This is a genomic window from Streptomyces sp. NPDC001108, from assembly GCF_053598535.1.
This window is the reverse complement of sequence record NZ_JBSFKL010000015.1, coordinates 34,989-52,509: the sequence shown is the minus strand read 5'-3', so window position 1 is coordinate 52,509 and position 17,521 is coordinate 34,989. Positions and strand designations below refer to the sequence as shown.

The 17,521-nt window shown below is 72.5% G+C and carries 13 protein-coding genes; 11 read left to right on the top strand and 2 right to left on the bottom strand.

The window, feature by feature from the left end; genetic code table 11:
* Positions 1 to 33: 33 nt before the first annotated feature.
* The 6 genes from ACWC97_RS27485 (at position 34) to ACWC97_RS27460 (ending at position 8,759) form a co-directional block, all read left to right on the top strand.
* Complete coding sequence (locus ACWC97_RS27485) at positions 34 to 600, top strand: hypothetical protein (RefSeq protein WP_385204988.1); 567 nt, start codon at positions 34 to 36, stop codon at positions 598 to 600.
* Positions 601 to 1,052: 452 nt separating this feature from the next.
* On the top strand, positions 1,053 to 2,375 hold the full coding sequence (locus ACWC97_RS27480; protein WP_450652141.1) for a discoidin domain-containing protein: 1,323 nt from the start codon (positions 1,053 to 1,055) through the stop codon (positions 2,373 to 2,375).
* 2 nt (positions 2,376 to 2,377) lie between these two features.
* Positions 2,378 to 3,691: an MFS transporter gene (locus ACWC97_RS27475; RefSeq protein WP_450652265.1), complete on the top strand. Its 1,314-nt coding sequence runs from the start codon at positions 2,378 to 2,380 to the stop codon at positions 3,689 to 3,691.
* Positions 3,688 to 4,728, top strand: a complete 1,041-nt coding sequence (locus tag ACWC97_RS27470; protein WP_450652139.1) for a TolB family protein — start codon at positions 3,688 to 3,690, stop codon at positions 4,726 to 4,728. The genes ACWC97_RS27475 and ACWC97_RS27470 overlap by 4 nt, the downstream gene beginning before the upstream one ends.
* A 193-nt stretch (positions 4,729 to 4,921) precedes the next feature.
* Positions 4,922 to 5,719: a putative protein N(5)-glutamine methyltransferase gene (locus tag ACWC97_RS27465; RefSeq protein WP_352277657.1), complete on the top strand. Its 798-nt coding sequence runs from the start codon at positions 4,922 to 4,924 to the stop codon at positions 5,717 to 5,719.
* Positions 5,720 to 5,768: 49 nt separating this feature from the next.
* The gene (locus ACWC97_RS27460; protein WP_450652137.1) at positions 5,769 to 8,759 is read left to right on the top strand and encodes a bifunctional [glutamine synthetase] adenylyltransferase/[glutamine synthetase]-adenylyl-L-tyrosine phosphorylase; all 2,991 of its coding nucleotides are present in this window, start codon (positions 5,769 to 5,771) and stop codon (positions 8,757 to 8,759) included.
* Positions 8,760 to 8,792: 33 nt separating this feature from the next.
* Here ACWC97_RS27460 and ACWC97_RS27455 read toward each other — a convergent pair whose 3' ends face one another.
* A complete protein-coding gene (locus ACWC97_RS27455; protein ID WP_450652135.1) occupies positions 8,793 to 9,707 on the bottom strand; it encodes a phosphatase PAP2 family protein in 915 nt (304 codons plus the stop codon).
* 177 nt (positions 9,708 to 9,884) lie between these two features.
* On the bottom strand, positions 9,885 to 10,922 hold the full coding sequence (locus tag ACWC97_RS27450) for a LacI family DNA-binding transcriptional regulator (RefSeq protein ID WP_352277652.1): 1,038 nt from the start codon (positions 10,920 to 10,922) through the stop codon (positions 9,885 to 9,887).
* A gap of 361 nt (positions 10,923 to 11,283) precedes the next feature.
* Here ACWC97_RS27450 and ACWC97_RS27445 point away from each other — a divergent pair, with 361 nt between their 5' ends.
* From ACWC97_RS27445 to ACWC97_RS27425, 5 genes are all read left to right on the top strand, one after another.
* Entirely contained in the window at positions 11,284 to 12,555 is a 1,272-nt protein-coding gene (locus tag ACWC97_RS27445; protein WP_352277650.1) for an extracellular solute-binding protein, read from the top strand.
* Between the two features lie 21 nt (positions 12,556 to 12,576).
* Positions 12,577 to 13,593, top strand: coding sequence for a carbohydrate ABC transporter permease (locus ACWC97_RS27440; protein ID WP_352277648.1), 1,017 nt, complete (start codon positions 12,577 to 12,579; stop codon positions 13,591 to 13,593).
* On the top strand, positions 13,590 to 14,474 hold the full coding sequence (locus tag ACWC97_RS27435; protein WP_352277647.1) for a sugar ABC transporter permease: 885 nt from the start codon (positions 13,590 to 13,592) through the stop codon (positions 14,472 to 14,474). The genes ACWC97_RS27440 and ACWC97_RS27435 overlap by 4 nt, the downstream gene beginning before the upstream one ends.
* Positions 14,475 to 14,583: 109 nt before the next feature.
* Complete coding sequence (locus ACWC97_RS27430; RefSeq protein ID WP_352277646.1) at positions 14,584 to 16,260, top strand: glycoside hydrolase family 13 protein; 1,677 nt, start codon at positions 14,584 to 14,586, stop codon at positions 16,258 to 16,260.
* Entirely contained in the window at positions 16,245 to 17,315 is a 1,071-nt protein-coding gene (locus tag ACWC97_RS27425) for a LacI family DNA-binding transcriptional regulator (RefSeq protein ID WP_352277644.1), read from the top strand. The genes ACWC97_RS27430 and ACWC97_RS27425 overlap by 16 nt, the downstream gene beginning before the upstream one ends.
* The last annotated feature ends 206 nt before the right edge of the window (positions 17,316 to 17,521 follow it).

Below are 17,521 nucleotides of genomic sequence, written 5' to 3'. Positions count from 1 at the left end.
ATGAGGGCTTCGAACGTCAGGTGATCGGGGTTCATGGTGAGTCTGGCCGGCCAGATATTGCCGCTCGCGGGTGTGGTCCTGGGCGCGGTCATGTCCTTCCTGGTGAGCAGTTTGAACGAGCGGACGAGATGGCGCAGACAACAAGCCGTCCGCTGGGACGAACGCCGGTTGGCCGCCTATGCCGAATACGCCCATGCCGTCAAGGAACTGGCGGCTCGCTATCAGATGATCGCCGCCGCACGTGGACTCGTATCGGGCCCGATTCCTCTGGAGCCGACCCCTGAGGTTCTGAAGGAGGTGGGTGAGCTGGAATCCCGGCGCTCCGCCTTGTCGGAAACACTCGGGCTGCTCGGTGACACGGAGGCGAACACCGCGTCCAAGACCGTGGATCACTGCCTGTGGCGGCTGGAGCTCCTGGCCCGGGGCATCGCCACGGAGGTCGAACAGAACTGGGACCAGGCGTATCTGGACTTCCGGGAGGCCCGGAGCCGCTACGTCGCCCACGCCCGGGCCGGCCTCGGCGTGCCGGGGGCCGTGGCCCACGACGTGACCTGGCCGGCGGCATGGCGTCCCACGCCCGGGGCCTCGCCCTCGGAGTGACGCGTCCGCAGGAGCGGGAGGAGTAATACGGCGAGGTTGCCGCGTTCGAGCTGAAGAACCTGCTGCTGGTGGTCCGACGGCCACTCGCACCGCGGTGGGCCGGAGGTGATCAACGCCTCCGGCCCACCGCGTTTCCGTACGCCTGGACCAGCCGCGAGGCGCTCTCGAACGGCAGGCCGAAACACTCGAACTGGCCCTGCGAGTAAGCCTGTTGGGGGACTGGTAGGAAAGTTTCCTGTTCGCTAGCATTCCCGGCGGTGGCTCGGCGCGGTGCCCTCCGTTCGACGCACCTCGGGCATGACGCGCTCAGTGAGAGCTCTGGCCCGGCCACCACGACCCCGTCCCCACGTGCCCGTACGCGGGCCGGGCGCGGGTCACCCGCACATCTGCCCAGCTCTCGCCAACCCCCCCCACAGGCCAGGAGTTCAGGGATGCAACCGAACGGTTCTGCTTTGCTCCGCCCGCCCGGGCGGCACCGCACGGTGGGCGTGGTCGTCGCCGCCGTACTCGTCCTCGTCGGCGGGCTGCTGCTCGCCTACCCCGACCGGGCCGGCGCCGCCGACCCCCTCATCTCCCGTGACCGCACCGCCACCTCCTCCTCCGACGAGACCTCCGACCTCGGGCCGCAGAACGCCTTCGACGGCGACCCGGCCACCCGCTGGGCGAGCGCCGAGGGCAAGGACCCGCAGTGGATCGCCGTCGACCTCGGCGACGGGGCCCAGGTCAGCCGGGTGAAGCTCGGCTGGGAGGACGCGTACGCCAAGGCGTACCGGATCGAGATCTCCGCCGACGGCTCCACCTGGACCAAGCTCGCCGAGGAGACCGCCGGCGACGGCGGCACCGACGACTGGACCGCGCTCAGCGGCAAGGGCCGCTACCTGCGCGTGTACGGCACCGCCCGCGCCACCTCCTACGGCTACTCGCTGTACGAGGTCGAGGTCTTCGGCACCGCCGGCAGCCAGCCCCCGCAGACCGGCGGCTTCACCGTCGTCGCCGCCGGGGACATCGCCGCCCAGTGCACCGCCTCCGACAGCGGCTGCGCCCACCCCAAGACCGCCGCGCTCGCCCAGAAGATGGACCCGAAGTTCTACCTGACCATGGGCGACAGCCAGTACGACGACGCCCGGATCGCCGACTTCCGCGCCTACTACGACAAGACCTGGGGCGCCTTCAAGGCCAAGACCCGCCCGGTGCCCGGCAACCACGAGACCTACGACCCGGCCGGATCCCTCGCCGGCTACAAGGCGTACTTCGGCGACATCGCCTACCCCCAGGGCAAGACCTACTACAGCTTCGACGAGGGCAACTGGCACTTCATCGCCCTCGACTCCAACTCCTTCGACAAGACCGCCCAGATCGACTGGCTCAAGGCCGACCTCGCCAAGAACGCCAAGTCCTGCATCGCCGCCTACTGGCACCACCCGCTGTACTCCTCCGGCGGACACGGCAACAACCCCGTCAGCCGCCCCGTCTGGAAGCTGCTCTACGGTGCCAAGGCCGACCTCGTGCTCAACGGCCACGACCACCACTACGAGCGGTTCGCCCCGCAGAACCCGGACGGCAAGGCCGTCGCCGACGGCATCACCGAGATCGTCGGCGGGATGGGCGGCGCCGAGCCGTACCCCATCGAGGAGGTCCAGCCCAACAGCCAGAAGCGGATCAGCGGTGAGTACGGCGTGCTCAAGATGAACTTCGCCGACAACGGCTACAGCTGGTCCTACGTCGGCACCGACGGCAAGGCCAAGGACACCAGCCCGAACTACACCTGCCACTGATGATGTACCTGGCGACCACAGGCCGCCGGGACCTGCCGGCCCCGCCCCGCACCGGCGGAGCGGGCCGGCACGTCCCCGGCACCGTCCTCGCGCTCGGCGCGGTCAGCCTCGTCACCGACATCTCCTCGGAGATGGTCACCGCGGTGCTGCCGCTCTACCTGGTCCTCGGACTCGGTCTCTCACCCCTCCAATTCGGCTTTCTGGACGGGCTGTTCAACGGTGTCGCCGCCGTCGTACGGCTCCTCGGCGGATACGCCGCCGACCACGGCCGCGGCCACAAACGGGTCGCCGGCCTCGGCTACGCCCTCTCCGCCCTCTCCCGGATCGGCCTGCTCCTCGCGGGCGGCGCCACCGCGGGCATCGCCGCCGCCCTCGCCACCGACCGGGTCGGCAAGGGCATCCGCACCGCGCCCCGGGACGCGCTGATCACCCTGAGCAGTCCGCCCGAGACCCTCGGCCGCTCCTTCGGCGTGCACCGCGCCATGGACACCACCGGCGCCCTGCTCGGCCCGCTCGCCGCCTTCGCCCTGCTCTGGGCGACCGCCGATGCCTACGACGCGGTGTTCGTCGTCAGTTTCTGCGTCGGGCTGCTCGGCGTGCTGCTCCTGGCCCTCTACGTCCCGGCCGACCACCCCGCGCCCCGCCCGGCGCCCCGGCCCGCCGCCCGGGCCCGGCGCGGACGCAAGACCTTCGAGGCGCTCCGCGACCCCGCCTTCCGGCGCATCCTCGCGGCGGCCGCCCTGCTCGGCGCGGCCACCGTCGGCGACTCCTTCGTCTACCTCCTGCTCCAGCAGCGCCTCGCCCTCCCGGTCGGCTGGTTCCCGCTGCTGCCGCTCGGCGCCGCCGCCTGCTACCTGCTGCTGGCCGTACCGGCCGGCCGGATCGCCGACCGGGTCGGCCGACGGCTGCCGTTCCTCTACGGGCACCTCGCCCTGCTCGGCGTGTACGTCGCCCTCCTCGCCCCCCTCGGCGGCCCGGCGCCGCTGCTCCTGGTGCCCGTCCTCGCCCTGCTCGGCGTCTTCTACGCCACCACCGACGGGGTCCTGATGGCGCTGGCCGGCCCCGTCCTGCCCGCCGACGGCCGGGCGGGCGGACTCGCCGTGCTCCAGACCGGCCAGGCCCTGGCCCGGATGCTCGCCGCCGCCGGATTCGGCGCCGCCTGGACCCTGTGGGGGCCCGGGCCCGCGCTTTGGGCCGCGGTGTCGGTGCTGCTCGTCGCCCTCGTCGGCGGCTGGGCGCTGCTGCCGCGCACCCCCTCCCCGACCCCCGCCCCCGGCGGGCCGGAGACCACCACCCCCGAGAGGCGGACCGCATGAGTACCAGGTTCCCGACCACCGCGACCCCGCTGGGGCCCCGGGCGAGGATCGCCGTCGTGGCGGCCGCGGTGCTGCTCCTCGCGAGCGGCTCCCTCGGCTACGTACTCCACGCCCAGCAGCGGGCCCGGGGCGCACAGGACGGGGCGGACGCCTCGTTCACCCTCGCCGGGCCCGCCCTCTACTTCCGGGACACCGACGGCGGACGCGTCGCCCACCAGCCGCTCACCGCCGCCCGCACCACCGCCACCCGCGCCTCCGCCGCCCGTACCGCCGGCGGACCCGTCTGCGACCGTTTCTACGCCGCCGGGGACGGGGCGCTCTGCCTGCGCGCGAAGCCCGGGGTGCTGCCGAGGACGTATGCCGTCGTCCTCGACCGGCAGTTGCGCGAGAAACGCCGGATCACCGTGCCCGGGGTACCCACCCGGGCCCGGGTCTCCGCCTCCGGACGGATGCTGTCCTGGACGGTGTTCGCCACCGGCGACTCGTACGCCACCAGTGCCTTCTCCACCCGCACCGCCATCCTCGACCTGCGCACCGGCTACCTCGTCAAGTCCATCGAGGACATCCAGCTCACCCTCGACGGCGCCCGCTACCACGCCCCCGACGTCAACTACTGGGGCGTCACCTTCGCCCGCGACGACAACCGCTTCTACGCCACCGTCTCCACCAAGGGCCGCACCTACCTCGTCGAGGGGAACATGCGGGACTGGACGGCCAAGGCGCTGCGGGAGAACGTCGAATGCCCCTCCCTCTCGCCCGACAACACCCGCCTCGCCTTCAAGAAGAAGGTCTCCGACGACGCCTCCGCGCCCTGGCGGCTCCACGTGCTCGACCTGCGCACCCTGCGCGAGACCCCGCTCGCCGAACGGCGCGGTGTCGACGACCAGGCCGCCTGGCTGGACGACCGCACCCTCGCCTACGCCCTGCCCGGCACCGGCGGCCGCAAGAGCGACATCTGGACCGTCCCCGCCGACGGAACGGGCACCCCCCGGCTCACCGTCGAAGGAGGCTCGTCCCCCGCGGCGGTGACCGGCTGAACGGACCGGCGGAGAGGGGGCGCACGGACCGGCGCGCGGTGTAAGGTGACGCGTCCCCACCCGGGGGCCGACCGGAGGAGGTGAGACCCATTACCGCTGTACCAGGCTGGGTGCTCACCGCCCGCGACCGCGCGACCGACCCGAGGTAGGGCCGTCCGGCGGAGCGCCCATCGGCTTCCCGAAAGGCTCCGCCATGTCGCTCGTCCCCGCTCCGCCCACCCGTTCCACCGTCGTCACCGCCCTGCGCTCCGCCGGCTGCGTCTTCGCCGAGGACGAGGCCGAACTGATCCTCGCCGCCGCCGGTGACCCCGCCGCCCTCGCGGCCATGGTCGGACAGCGGGTGGCCGGCCACCCGCTGGAACACGTCCTCGGCTGGGCCGAGTTCGACGGGCTGCGGATCACCGTCGGCCCCGGCGTCTTCGTACCCCGCCGCCGCACCGAGTTCCTGCTCCACCAGGCCGCCGCGCTGGCCCGGCCGGGGGCCGTCGTCGTCGACCTGTGCTGCGGCTCCGGGGCCCTGGGGGCCGCGCTCGCCGCCCGGACCGGCCCGGTCGAACTGCACGCCGCCGACGTCGAACCCGCCGCCGTGCGCTGCGCCCGCCGCAACCTCACCGGTACGGGCCGGGTGTACGAGGGCGACCTCTTCGAACCGCTCCCCACGACCCTGCGCGGCCGGGTGGAGATCCTGCTCGCCAACGTGCCGTACGTGCCCACGGACGACGTCGGGCTGCTCCCGCCCGAGGCCCGCGTCCACGAACCCCGGGTGGCGCTCGACGGGGGACCGGACGGCCTCGACGTCCTGCGCCGGGTCGCCGCCGGGGCCCCGCACTGGCTGGCCCCCGGCGGCCATCTGCTCGTCGAGACCAGCGAACGGCAGGCCGCCCGCGCCGAGGAGACCCTCGCCCGGCACGGCCTGACCACCCGGGTGGCCGCCTCCGACGAGCTGTACGCCACCGTCGTCCTCGCGACCCGCCCCGTCGACATCCCTTAGGCTCGGGACCGCTGGACGGTGTGTGGGCGGCGGATCGGGAGAGCACGTAATGACGACAGCGCCGGGGCGCAGGAGCAGCACGTTCACCCGATTGCTGCGGCACGGGTTCACCGACCCCTCCACCGCCGAGCGCCTGCTCGACCAGCCCGAGCTGTCCTCGGTCCGCTCCGACCCGGTGCTGCTCGAAGCGCTCGGCGCCACCGCCGACCCCGATCTGGCCCTGCACGGCCTGGTCCGGATCGTCGAGGCCGAGACCCCGGACGGGCGGCGGATGCTGCTCGACACCCTGATCACCGCCAAGCCGCTCCGCGACCGGCTGCTCGGGGTGCTCGGCGCCTCCGAGGCGCTCGGCGACCACCTCGCCCGCCACCCCCGCGACTGGCAGGCCCTGGCCACGTACGAGGCCGCCGACCTGCACCCCGGCGTGGCCGAGTTCGAGGAGGGGCTCGCCGGGGCCGACGACCCCGACGCCCTGCGCGTCGCCTACCGCCGCTGCCTGCTGGCCATAGCCGCCCGCGACGTGTGCGGCACCACCGACGTCGCGGAGGCCGCCGCCGAACTGGCCGACCTGGCCACCGCGACGCTGCGGGCGGCGCTCGCCCTCGCCCGTACGGCCGCGCCCGAGGACGCGGCCCGCTGCCGGCTCGCCGTCATCGCGATGGGCAAGTGCGGCGGCCACGAGCTGAACTACGTCTCCGACGTCGACGTCATCTTCGTCGCGGAGGCGGCCGACGGCTTCGAGGAGGGCGAGGCCGTGCAGGCCGCCACCCGGCTGGCCGCCCACATGATGCGGATCTGCTCCGACACCACCGTCGAGGGCACCATCTGGCCGGTCGACGCCAACCTCCGCCCCGAGGGCCGCAACGGCCCCCTGGTGCGCACGCTCTCCTCGCACCTCGCGTACTACCAGCGCTGGGCCAAGACCTGGGAGTTCCAGGCGCTCCTCAAGGCCCGCCCGGTCGCCGGCGACCCGGAGCTCGGCGCGGAGTACGTCGAGGCCGTGTCGCCGCTGGTCTGGCAGGCCGCGGACCGGGAGAACTTCGTCCCCGACGTCCAGCGGATGCGCCGCCGGGTCGTCGACAACATCCCCGCCGACCGGGTCGACCGGGAGCTCAAGCTCGGCCCCGGCGGGCTGCGGGACGTCGAGTTCGCCGTACAGCTCCTCCAGCTGGTGCACGGCCGCAGCGACACCACCCTGCGCAGCGGCACCACCCTGAAGGCGCTGGCCGCGCTCGCCGAGGGCGGCTACGTCGGCCGGGTGGACGCCGCCCAGCTCGACGACGCCTACCGCTTCCTGCGCGCCATGGAGCACCGCATCCAGCTCCACCGGCTGCGCCGCACCCACCTCGTCCCGGAGGACGCCCCCGACCTGCGGCGGATCGGCCGCTCCCTCGGGATGCGCACCGACCCGATCACCGAACTCAACCAGGCGTGGAAGCGGCACGCCTCGGTGGTGCGGCGGCTGCACGAGAAGCTCTTCTACCGGCCGCTGCTCGACGCCGTCGCCCAGCTCGCCCCCGGCGAGACCCGGCTCAGCGCCAAGGCCGCCGGGCACCGGCTCGAAGCCCTCGGCTACGCCGACCCGGCCGCCGCGCTGCGCCATCTGGAGGCGCTGTCGTCCGGGGTGTCCCGCAAGGCCGCCATCCAGCGCACGCTGCTGCCCGTGCTGCTCGGCTGGTTCGCGGACTCCGCCGACCCGGACGCCGGGCTGCTCGGCTTCCGCAAGGTCTCCGACGCGCTGGGCAAGACCCCCTGGTACCTGCGGCTGCTGCGGGACGAGGGGGCGGCGGCGGAGAACCTGGCGCGGGTGCTGTCGGCCGGGCGGCTCGCCCCCGACCTGCTGCTGCGGGCCCCGGAGGCGGTGGCGCTCCTCGGTGACCCGCAGGGGCTGCGCCCGCGCACCCGGGAGCACCTGGAGCAGGAGGTGCTGGCCGCGGTGGGGCGCGCGGAAGGGGCGGAGACCGCCGTGGCGGTGGTGCGCGGGGTGCGGCGGCGCGAGCTGTTCCGGACCACGGCCGCCGACCTGATCGGCTCGTACGGCACGGAGGAGAACCCGGCCGAGGAGGACCCCGGTCCGCTCGTCGACCGGGTGGGCGACGCGGTCACCGATCTCACCGCCGTCACCATCGCGGGCGCCCTGCGCGCCGCCGTCCGCGCCCAGTGGGGGGACACCCTGCCCACCCGGTTCGCGGTCATCGGCATGGGCCGGTTCGGCGGCCACGAGCTGAGCTACGGCTCCGACGCCGATGTGCTGTTCGTCCACGCGCCGCGCGAGGGCGTCGACGAGCAGGAGGCGGCCCGGGCGGCGAACGCGGTGGTCTCCGAGATGCGCAGACTGCTCCAACTTCCGACCGCGGACCCGCCGTTGATCATCGACGCGGATCTGCGCCCGGAGGGCAAGAACGGCCCGATGGTCCGTACCCTGCGGTCCTACGACGCCTACTACCGCCGGTGGGCGCTGGTCTGGGAGGCCCAGGCGCTGCTGCGCGCGGAGCCGGTCGCGGGCGACGCGGACCTGGGGCGCGGGTTCATCGAGCTGATCGACCCGCTGCGGTACCCGATGGAGGGGCTGGGGGAGGACGCGGTCCGCGAGATCCGCCGGCTGAAGGCCCGGATGGAGTCCGAGCGGATGCCGCGCGGCGCCGACCCCACGCTCCACACCAAGCTGGGGCGCGGCGGGCTGAGCGATGTCGAGTGGACGGTCCAGCTGATGCAGATGCAGCACGGCTGGCGGTTGCCCGGACTGCGCACCACCCGGACCCGCGAGGCCCTGGCGGCGGCCTGCGCGGCCGGTCTGATCCCGGGGGAGGAGGCCGCGATCCTGGACGAGGCGTGGCTGCTGGCCACCCGGGTGCGCAACGCGGTGATGCTGGTGCGCGGCCGGCCGGGCGACACCTTCCCGTCCGGCCCGCGCGAACTGACCGCGGTCGGCCGGTACCTGGGGTACGAGCCGGGCCACGTCGGGGACATGCTCGACGACTACCGGCGGATCACCCGGCGGGCCCGCGCGGTGGTGGAGGAGCGCTTCTACGGGGCGTGAGCGCCGGGGCGCGGACCGTGCGCGGCCCCGCCGCTACCGGCCCTGCGGCGGGCCCGCCGGTTCCGGGGCCGGGCGCCGCGTCCGGGCGGGCGCCGCCGAGGAGATACCGGCCAGCCGGGCCCGGCCTCCCGGCACCGGTACCCGCTTCGCGAGATGGTGCGGCAGCGATCCGTACCAGGCGTACGACACCGCGTAGCCGAAGGCCAGGCAGGCCATGCCGCCCAGCGCGTCCAGCCAGAAGTGGTTGGCGGTCGACACGATGACGGCCAGGGTGAGGGCCGGGTACAGCAGGGCCAGGATCCGCGCCCAGGGTGCGGAGACCAGCGCGAACACCGTCAGCCCGCACCAGAGCGACCAGCCGATGTGCATCGAGGGCATCGCCGCGTACTGGTTCGACATGTTCTTGAAGTTGCCCGAGGCCATCGAACCCCAGGTGTGGTGGACCAGCACGGTGTCGACGAAGTGGCCGCCGGCCATCAACCGGGGCGGTGCGAGCGGATACAGGTAGTAACCGAGCAGCGCCGCGCCCGTCGCCGCGAACAGGGTCAGCCGGGCCGCCGCGTAACGGCCGGGGTGGCGGTGGAACAGCCACACCAGCACACAGACCGTGACGACGAAGTGCAGCGTCGCGTAGTAGTAGTTCATCGAGACGATCAGCCATGTCACGGAGTTCACCGCGTGGTTGACGGACTGTTCGACGGCGATGCCCAGACGCCGCTCGGCCGACCAGATCCGGTCGGCGTTGCGCAGGGCCTCGGCCCGCTGCTCCGGAACGGCGTTGCGGACCAGTGAGTACAGCCAGTAACTGGCCGCGACGAGCAGGATTTCGAACCAGACGCGCGGCCGACGGGGGGCACGGAGCCGGTGGGAGGGGCGGAGGGAGCGGAAGGGGCGCGGGGAACGCCCCTCCGACCGGCCTTCCTGTGGCATCACGCTCAATTCACCCATAGGCATAGAGTCTGCCAGAAAACGCCTTTCCGCCCGACGATCCTCCGGCGGGTCAGGGGAGGCGGGGGAGAGTCGGGGCGCACGGGAGAAGGCCCCCGTCCGCGAACTGCGGAACGGGGGCGCGCGTGGGATGCTGGGCGGGTCGGGTGCCGGTGCCGCCGGCCCCCGCGAGGGCCGTCAGACGGCGGTGGCCGGGGCGGGTCCCGGGCCCGCGGCCGTCGAGCCGCGGACGACCAGCTCGGGCATGAAGACGAACTCGCTGTGCGGGGCCGGGGTGCCGCCGACCTCCTCCAGCAGGGTGCGTACGGCGGCCTGGCCCATCGCCGTGACCGGCTGGCGGATCGTGGTCAGCGGCGGGTCGGTGAACGCTATGAGCGGCGAGTCGTCGTAGCCGACCACCGACAGGTCGCGCGGCACCTCCAGCCCGGCCCGGCGGGCCGCCCGGATCGCGCCGAGCGCCATCATGTCGCTCGCGCACACCACCGCCGTGCAGCCCCGCTCTATCAGCGCCGAGGCCGCCGCCTGGCCACCCTCCAGAGTGAACAGCGAATGCTGGATCAGCTCTTCCGCCGCGTCCGGCCCGAGGCCCAACTGCTCCTGCAGGGTGGCGCGGAAGCCCTCGATCTTGCGGAGCACCGGCACGAACCGCTTCGGGCCGACCGCCAGCCCGATCCGCTGGTGCCCCAGCGACACCAGGTGCGTCACCGCGAGCCGCATCGCCGCCCGGTCGTCCGGCGAGATGAACGGCGCCCGGACCTCCGGGGCGAAGCCGTTGACCAGGACGAAGGGAACGCCCTTGGCCCGCAGTTGTTCGTAGCGCCGCATGTCCGCCGAGGTGTCGGCGTGCAGCCCGGAGACGAAGATGATGCCCGCCACGCCGCGGTCGACCAGCATCTCGGTCAACTCGTCCTCGGTGGAGCCGCCGGGGGTCTGGGTCGCCAGCACCGGGGTGTAGCCCTGCCGGGTCAGCGCCTGGCCGATCACCTGGGCCAGGGCGGGGAAGATCGGGTTCTCCAGCTCCGGCGTGATCAGGCCCACCAGACCGGCGCTGCGCCGGCGCAGTCGCACGGGGCGCTCGTAGCCGAGGACGTCGAGGGCGGCGAGAACGGATTCGCGGGTGGCCGCTGCTACACCGGGCTTGCCGTTCAGTACGCGGCTGACCGTCGCTTCGCTGACCCCCGCCTGAGCTGCGATATCGGCAAGCCTTGCGGTCATGGAAGTGGACTGTACCGGGCGGGTGTCGGATTGCCCACCAGGGGCCGGGGCGGGGCGCCGGGCCGGGTTCGTACGGCGGTTCGGGTGAGGGATCCGGCAATGTCTTGCAAGGTCTTGCGGGGCGGTTCCAGGGCCGTCGGGCCGAGGGCCGTGCCCCGTGACTCCGGGGCATGGCCTGCCGTTGCCAGGGTGTGACCTCTTCCGTCAAGAGGCTTGACGGCAACCGTGAGGACACGCGAATGTAACGATCGTCGGAGCTTGCAGAAATCTTCCGCAAACTCTTTCGGCGTTCTTTCATCCTTGTTACGTTCTCGTCGACCCGGCGCCGCGACGGAGCGGTTCGGCAGTTGAAGGAGTTCAGATGCGACGTGGCATAACGGCCACCGCCCTGGTCGCGGCCCTGGCGTTCGCGGCGACCGCCTGCGGCAGCGACGACGAGGGGGGCACGAGCAACGGCTCGGGCGAGCTCTCCGGCACCGTGACGTGGTGGGACACGTCGAGCGTGGGCAGTGAGGACAAGGTCTTCAAGAAGATCGCCGAGGGCTTCACCAAGCAGCACCCGAAGGTCAAGGTCAAGTACGTCAACGTCCCCTTCGGCGAGGCGCAGAACAAGTTCAAGAACGCCGCGCAGGCCGGCTCCGGCGCCCCGGACGTCATCCGCTCCGAGGTCGCCTGGACGCCCGAGTTCGCCGACCTCGGCTACCTCGCCCCGCTCGACGGCACCCCCGCGCTGAAGAACGCGGACGACTTCATGAAGCAGGCCGCCGCCTCCACCAAGTACAACGGCAAGACGTACGCGGTGCCGCAGGTCATCGACTCCATGGGGATCTTCTACAACAAGAAGATGTTCAAGGACGCCGGCGTCGAGCCGCCCGCGACCGTCAACGACCTCAAGACCGTCGCCAAGAAGATCAAGGACAAGACCGGCAAGACCGGCCTCTACCTGCGCGGCGACGACTCGTACTACTTCCTCTCCTTCCTGTACGGCGAGGGCGGCGACCTGGTCGACGCGGGTGCCAAGAAGATCACCGTCGACAACGCGGCGGGCGTCAAGGCGTTCGGCGTCGTGAAGGACCTCGTCGACTCCGGGGCGGCCAAGACCGACGCCACGGACGGCTGGGAGAACATGATGCAGTCGTTCAAGAACGGCGACGTCGCGATGATGGTCAACGGCCCCTGGGCCGTGGCCGACACCCTGACCGGCAAGCAGTTCACCGACAAGGAGAACCTGGGCATCGCCCCGGTCCCGGCCGGTTCCGCCGCCCAGGGCGCCCCGCAGGGCGGTCACAACCTCGCCGTCTACGCCGGTTCCAAGAACCTCGACGCCTCCTACGCCTTCGTCGAGTACATGACCTCCGTCGAGTCCCAGGCGCAGGTCGCCGGCGAGCTGAACCTGCTGCCGACCCGCAACGCCGCGTACGCCAAGCAGCAGGCCGTGGACAGCGAGATCGTCCAGTTCTTCAAGCCGGTCGTCGAGACCGCCGTCGAGCGTCCCTGGATCCCGGAGACCGGCAGCCTCTTCGCCCCGCTGAACACCGAGTACACCAAGGTCCTCACCGGCCAGACCACGCCGGAGAAGGCCGCCAAGGCGACCGGTGACTCCTACCGCAAGCTCCTCAAGGACTGGAAGTAACCCAGGAAGGCAGGCCGGCTGATGGCTGTCCACACCAGCCAGTCGGTGGCGAAGGCCGCGGGCGACGACGTCGCCCGCGGCCGGAGCCGCGGTACTGGTAACCCCCCGCCGCCGAGCAGGCTCCGGCGGGCCCTTTCGGTCCACTGGTACGCCTGGACCATGGTGGCCCCGGTCGTCGTCGTGATCGGCGTGATCATCGGCTACCCCCTGGTCCGCGGTATCTGGCTGTCGCTGACCGACGCCAACGAGCGCAACGTCGCCCGGTCCATCGGCGTCAACGAGATGCCCGCCACGTACAAGTTCGTGGGTCTGGACAACTACCGCGACGCCCTGACCGGAGGTCAGTTCCTCGGCACGCTCGGCTGGACGCTGGTGTGGACGGTCTCCTGCGTGGGCATCACCTTCTGCCTGGGCATGGCGCTCGCCAACATCCTCAACCGCAGGATCGCCGGCCGCTCCGCCTACCGGATGGCCCTGATCCTGCCCTGGGCCATCCCCGGGTTCGTCTCCGTCTTCGCCTGGCGTTTCCTCTACAACGAGGAGCGCGGCCTGCTCAACAAGATCCTCGGCGGCGTCGGCATCGACGGCATCCCGTGGCTGAACGACCCCACCTGGGCCAAGTTCTCCGTCATCGCCGTCAACGTCTGGCTCGGCGTCCCCTTCATCATGGTGGCGCTGCTGGGCGGACTGCAGTCCATACCCGCCGAACAGTACGAGGCCGCCGAGATGGACGGCGCGACCGCGTGGCAGCGCTTCCGCCACGTCACCCTGCCCGGACTGCGCCCGGTCTCCGCCACGGTGACCCTGCTCTCCACCATCTGGACGTTCAACATGTTCCCGGTGATCTTCCTGCTGACCCGCGGGGGACCGGGGGAGTCCACCCAGATCCTGGTGACCCAGGCGTACAAATTCTCCTTCGAGATCAGCCCGCGCGACTTCGCGCAGTCCTCCACCTGGGGCGTGCTGATCCTCGTCCTCCTGATGCTCTTCGCCGTGGTCTACCGGCGAGTGCTCCGCACGCAGGGAGACAACTGGTGACCACCGCCGCACCGACCACCACCACCGCACGGCGCCCCGCCCGCCGGCCCCGGCGGCGCGGGGAGCGCTCGCCGGTCGCCTCCGTGGCCCTGCACCTCACGCTGATCGCCGCGTCCGTCATCGCGGTCTTCCCCGTGCTCTGGGTCCTGCTGACCTCGCTGAAGCCGGCGAAGTACGCCACGACCACCGACTTCTTCAAAGAGACGACGTTCGAGAACTACACGAACCTGATCCGGGACACCGAGTTCCTGACCTGGTTCGGCAACTCCGTGGTCATCGCGGGTCTCACCACCGTCCTCGGCGTCTTCGTCTCCGCGACCACCGGCTACGCGGTCAGCCGCTTCCGCTTCCCCGGCAAGCGCGGGCTGATGTGGACCCTGCTCATCACCCAGATGTTCCCGGTCGCCGTCCTCATCGTGCCGATCTACAACATCATGTCGAGCATCGGCCTGATCAACCAGCCGGCCGGGCTCGTCATCACCTACCTCACCATCTCGGTGCCGTTCTGCGCCTGGATGATGAAGGGCTTCTTCGACACCATCCCGCGCGAGATCGACGAGTCCGGCCAGGTCGACGGCCTCACCCCGTTCGGCACCTTCTGGCGGCTCATCCTGCCGCTCGCCAAGCCGGGACTCGCCGTCACCGCCTTCTACTCCTTCATCACCGCCTGGGGCGAGGTGGCGTACGCCTCGGCCTTCATGGTCGGCGACGAGAACCTGACGCTCGCCGGCGGACTGCAGAAGTTCGTCAACCAGTACGGGGCCCAGTGGGGCCCGATGACCGCGGCGTCCGTGCTGATCGCGATACCCGCGGCCCTGGTCTTCCTCTTCGCCCAGCGCCACCTGGTCACCGGCATGTCCGCCGGAGCCGTCAAGGGCTGAACCGAGCCGGCAGGGCCCTCGCACGACCCGCACGCACCAAGTCACGGCGGCCGCCGGTGTCCGACCCCGGTCCCGGCGCCGCCACCCACCCCGACACCTCAGGGACGACATGACCCAGCACCTCGCTGCCCCCGTCACCGGCACGTCCGGCGCCGCTCCGGCCCACCAGACCGGCTGGTGGCAGGACGCGGTGATCTACCAGGTCTATCCGCGGAGCTTCGCCGACGGCAACGGCGACGGCATGGGCGACCTCACCGGTGTCCGCGGCAGACTCCCGTACCTCAGGGACCTCGGTGTGGACGCGGTCTGGCTCAGCCCGTTCTACGCCTCCCCGCAGGCCGACGCGGGCTACGACGTCGCCGACTACCGGGCCATCGACCCGATGTTCGGCACCCTGCCGGACGCCGACGCGCTGATCCGCGACGCCCACGACCTGGGCCTGCGGATCATCGTGGACCTGGTGCCCAACCACTCCTCGGACCGCCACGCGTGGTTCCGCCGCGCCCTGGCCGAGGGCCCCGGCTCCGCCCTGCGCGACCGCTACCACTTCCGCCCCGGCAAGGGCGAGAACGGCGAACTCCCGCCCAACGACTGGGAGTCCGTCTTCGGCGGCCCCGCCTGGACCCGGACCACCGACCCGGACGGCACCCCCGGCGACTGGTACCTCCACCTCTTCGCCCCCGAGCAGCCCGACTTCAACTGGGAACACCCGGCCGTCGCCGACGAGTTCCGCTCCATCCTGCGGTTCTGGCTCGACATGGGCGTCGACGGCTTCCGGGTCGACGTCGCCCACGGCCTGGTCAAGGCCGCCGGACTGCCCGACCTCGGCAGCCACGACCAGCTCAAGCTGCTCGGCAACGACGTCATGCCGTTCTTCGACCAGGACGGTGTCCACGCGATCTACCGCTCCTGGCGCACCATCCTCGACGAGTACCCCGGCGCCAGGATCCTCGTCGCCGAGGCGTGGACGCCCACCGTCGAGCGCACCGCCAACTACGTGCGCCCCGACGAGATGCACCAGGCGTTCAACTTCCAGTACCTCGGGACCGCCTGGGACGCCGCCGAGCTGCGCACCGTCATCGACGCCTCGCTCGACGCGATGCGCCCGGTCGGCGCCCCCACCACCTGGGTGCTCTCCAACCACGACGTGACCCGGCACGCCACCCGCTTCGCGAACCCGCCCGGCCTCGGCACCCAGATCCGCACCCCCGGCGACCGCGGACTCGGGCTGCGCCGCGCCCGCGCCGCCACCCTGCTGATGCTGGCCCTGCCCGGCTCCGCCTACGTCTACCAGGGCGAGGAGCTGGGCCTGCCCGACGTCACCGACCTGCCCGACGAGGTCCGCCAGGACCCGTCGTTCTTCCGCGCCGAGGGCCAGGACGGCTTCCGCGACGGCTGCCGGGTGCCGATCCCGTGGACCCGCGAGGGCAGCTCGTACGGCTTCGGTGACGGCGGCAGCTGGCTGCCCCAGCCCGACAGCTGGGGCGGGCTGAGCGTCGAGGCGCAGACCGGCGTGGCCGGCTCCACCCTGGAGCTCTACCGGGCCGCCATCGCCGCCCGCCGGGCCCACCCCGGCCTCGGCGCCGGGGACGCGGTCCAGTGGCAGGACGCCCCCGAGGGGCTGCTGGTCTTCGCGCGCCCCGGCTTCGTCTGCACCGTCAACACCACCGGCGCCCCGGTCCGCCTGGCGGCGCCCGGCAACGTCCTGCTGTCCAGTGCCCCGGTCGCCGTCGACGGCGACGCGATCGAGCTGCCCGCGGACACCACGGTGTGGTGGACGGTGTGACCGTCCCCCCGCCCCGGAGCGGCCCCCCGGCCGGCGGTGCGCCGAGACTCTCGGACATCGCCGGCCAGGCGGCGGTCAGCGAGGCGACCGTCAGCCGGGTGCTCAACGGGAAGCCGGGCGTCGCGGACCCCACCCGCCAGCGGGTGCTCGCGGCGCTCGACATCCTCGGCTACGAACGCCCCGTCCGGCTGCGCAGGCGCAGCGCCGGGCTGATCGGGCTGGTGACCCCCGAGCTCACCAACCCGATCTTCCCGGCGTTCGCGCAGGCCGTGGAGCAGATGCTCGCCGGACACGGCTACACCCCGGTGCTCTGCACCCAGCTTCCCGGCGGCGCCACCGAGGACGAGCTGGTCGAACAGCTCGTGGAGCGCGGCGTCGACGGGATCGTCTTCCTCTCCGGGCTGCACGCCGACCTGTCGGCCGACCCGGCCCGGTACGCCGCGCTCACCGACCGCGGCGTGCCGTTCGTCCTGATCAACGGCTACAACGACCGGATCAGCGCCCCGTTCGTCTCGCCCGACGACGCCGCGGCCGTGCGGATGGCGGTCGGGCACCTCGCCGACCTCGGGCACAGCCGGGTCGGGCTGGCGATCGGGCCGCAGCGCTACGTCCCCTCCCGCCGCAAGCGCGAGGGCTTCCTCGACGCCTCGGTGAGCCTGCTGGGCCTGGACCGCGCCGAGGCCGAACTGCTGGTCTGCCCCACGCTGTTCAGCGTCGAGGGCGGCCAGGTGGCGGCGGGCGCCCTGCTCGACCGAGGCTGTACGGGCATCGTCTGCGGCAGCGACCTGATGGCGCTGGGCGTGGTGCGCGCGGCCCGGGAGCGGGGGCTCGGGGTGCCGCGCGACGTGTCGGTGGTGGGCTTCGACGACTCGCAGCTGATCGCGTTCACCGACCCGCCGCTGACGACGGTGCGCCAGCCGGTGCAGGCGATGGCGGCGGCCGCGGTCGGCGCCCTGCTGGAGGAGATCGCCGGCAGCCCCGTGCAGCGCACGGAGTACGTGTTCCAGCCGGAGCTGGTGGTACGGGGATCTACGGCGGCGGCCCGGGGCGACTGAGAGCCTGCCGGGTGACCTTCGGCCGGCCGGAGGCGCCCGGCAGGCTCCGAGCCCCGACGCGACAGGAGAGGCACCGGGAGCCCCGGCCCTGACGGGCCGCAGCGGGGAGATGAACGGCTCCGGGTGCCTCTCTTGTGCGTGACCGGCCCGGCCGGCCGGGCGCGTGGGGGTCCGGGGTCGCCGGAACCCCCCGGCCGACCGGACCG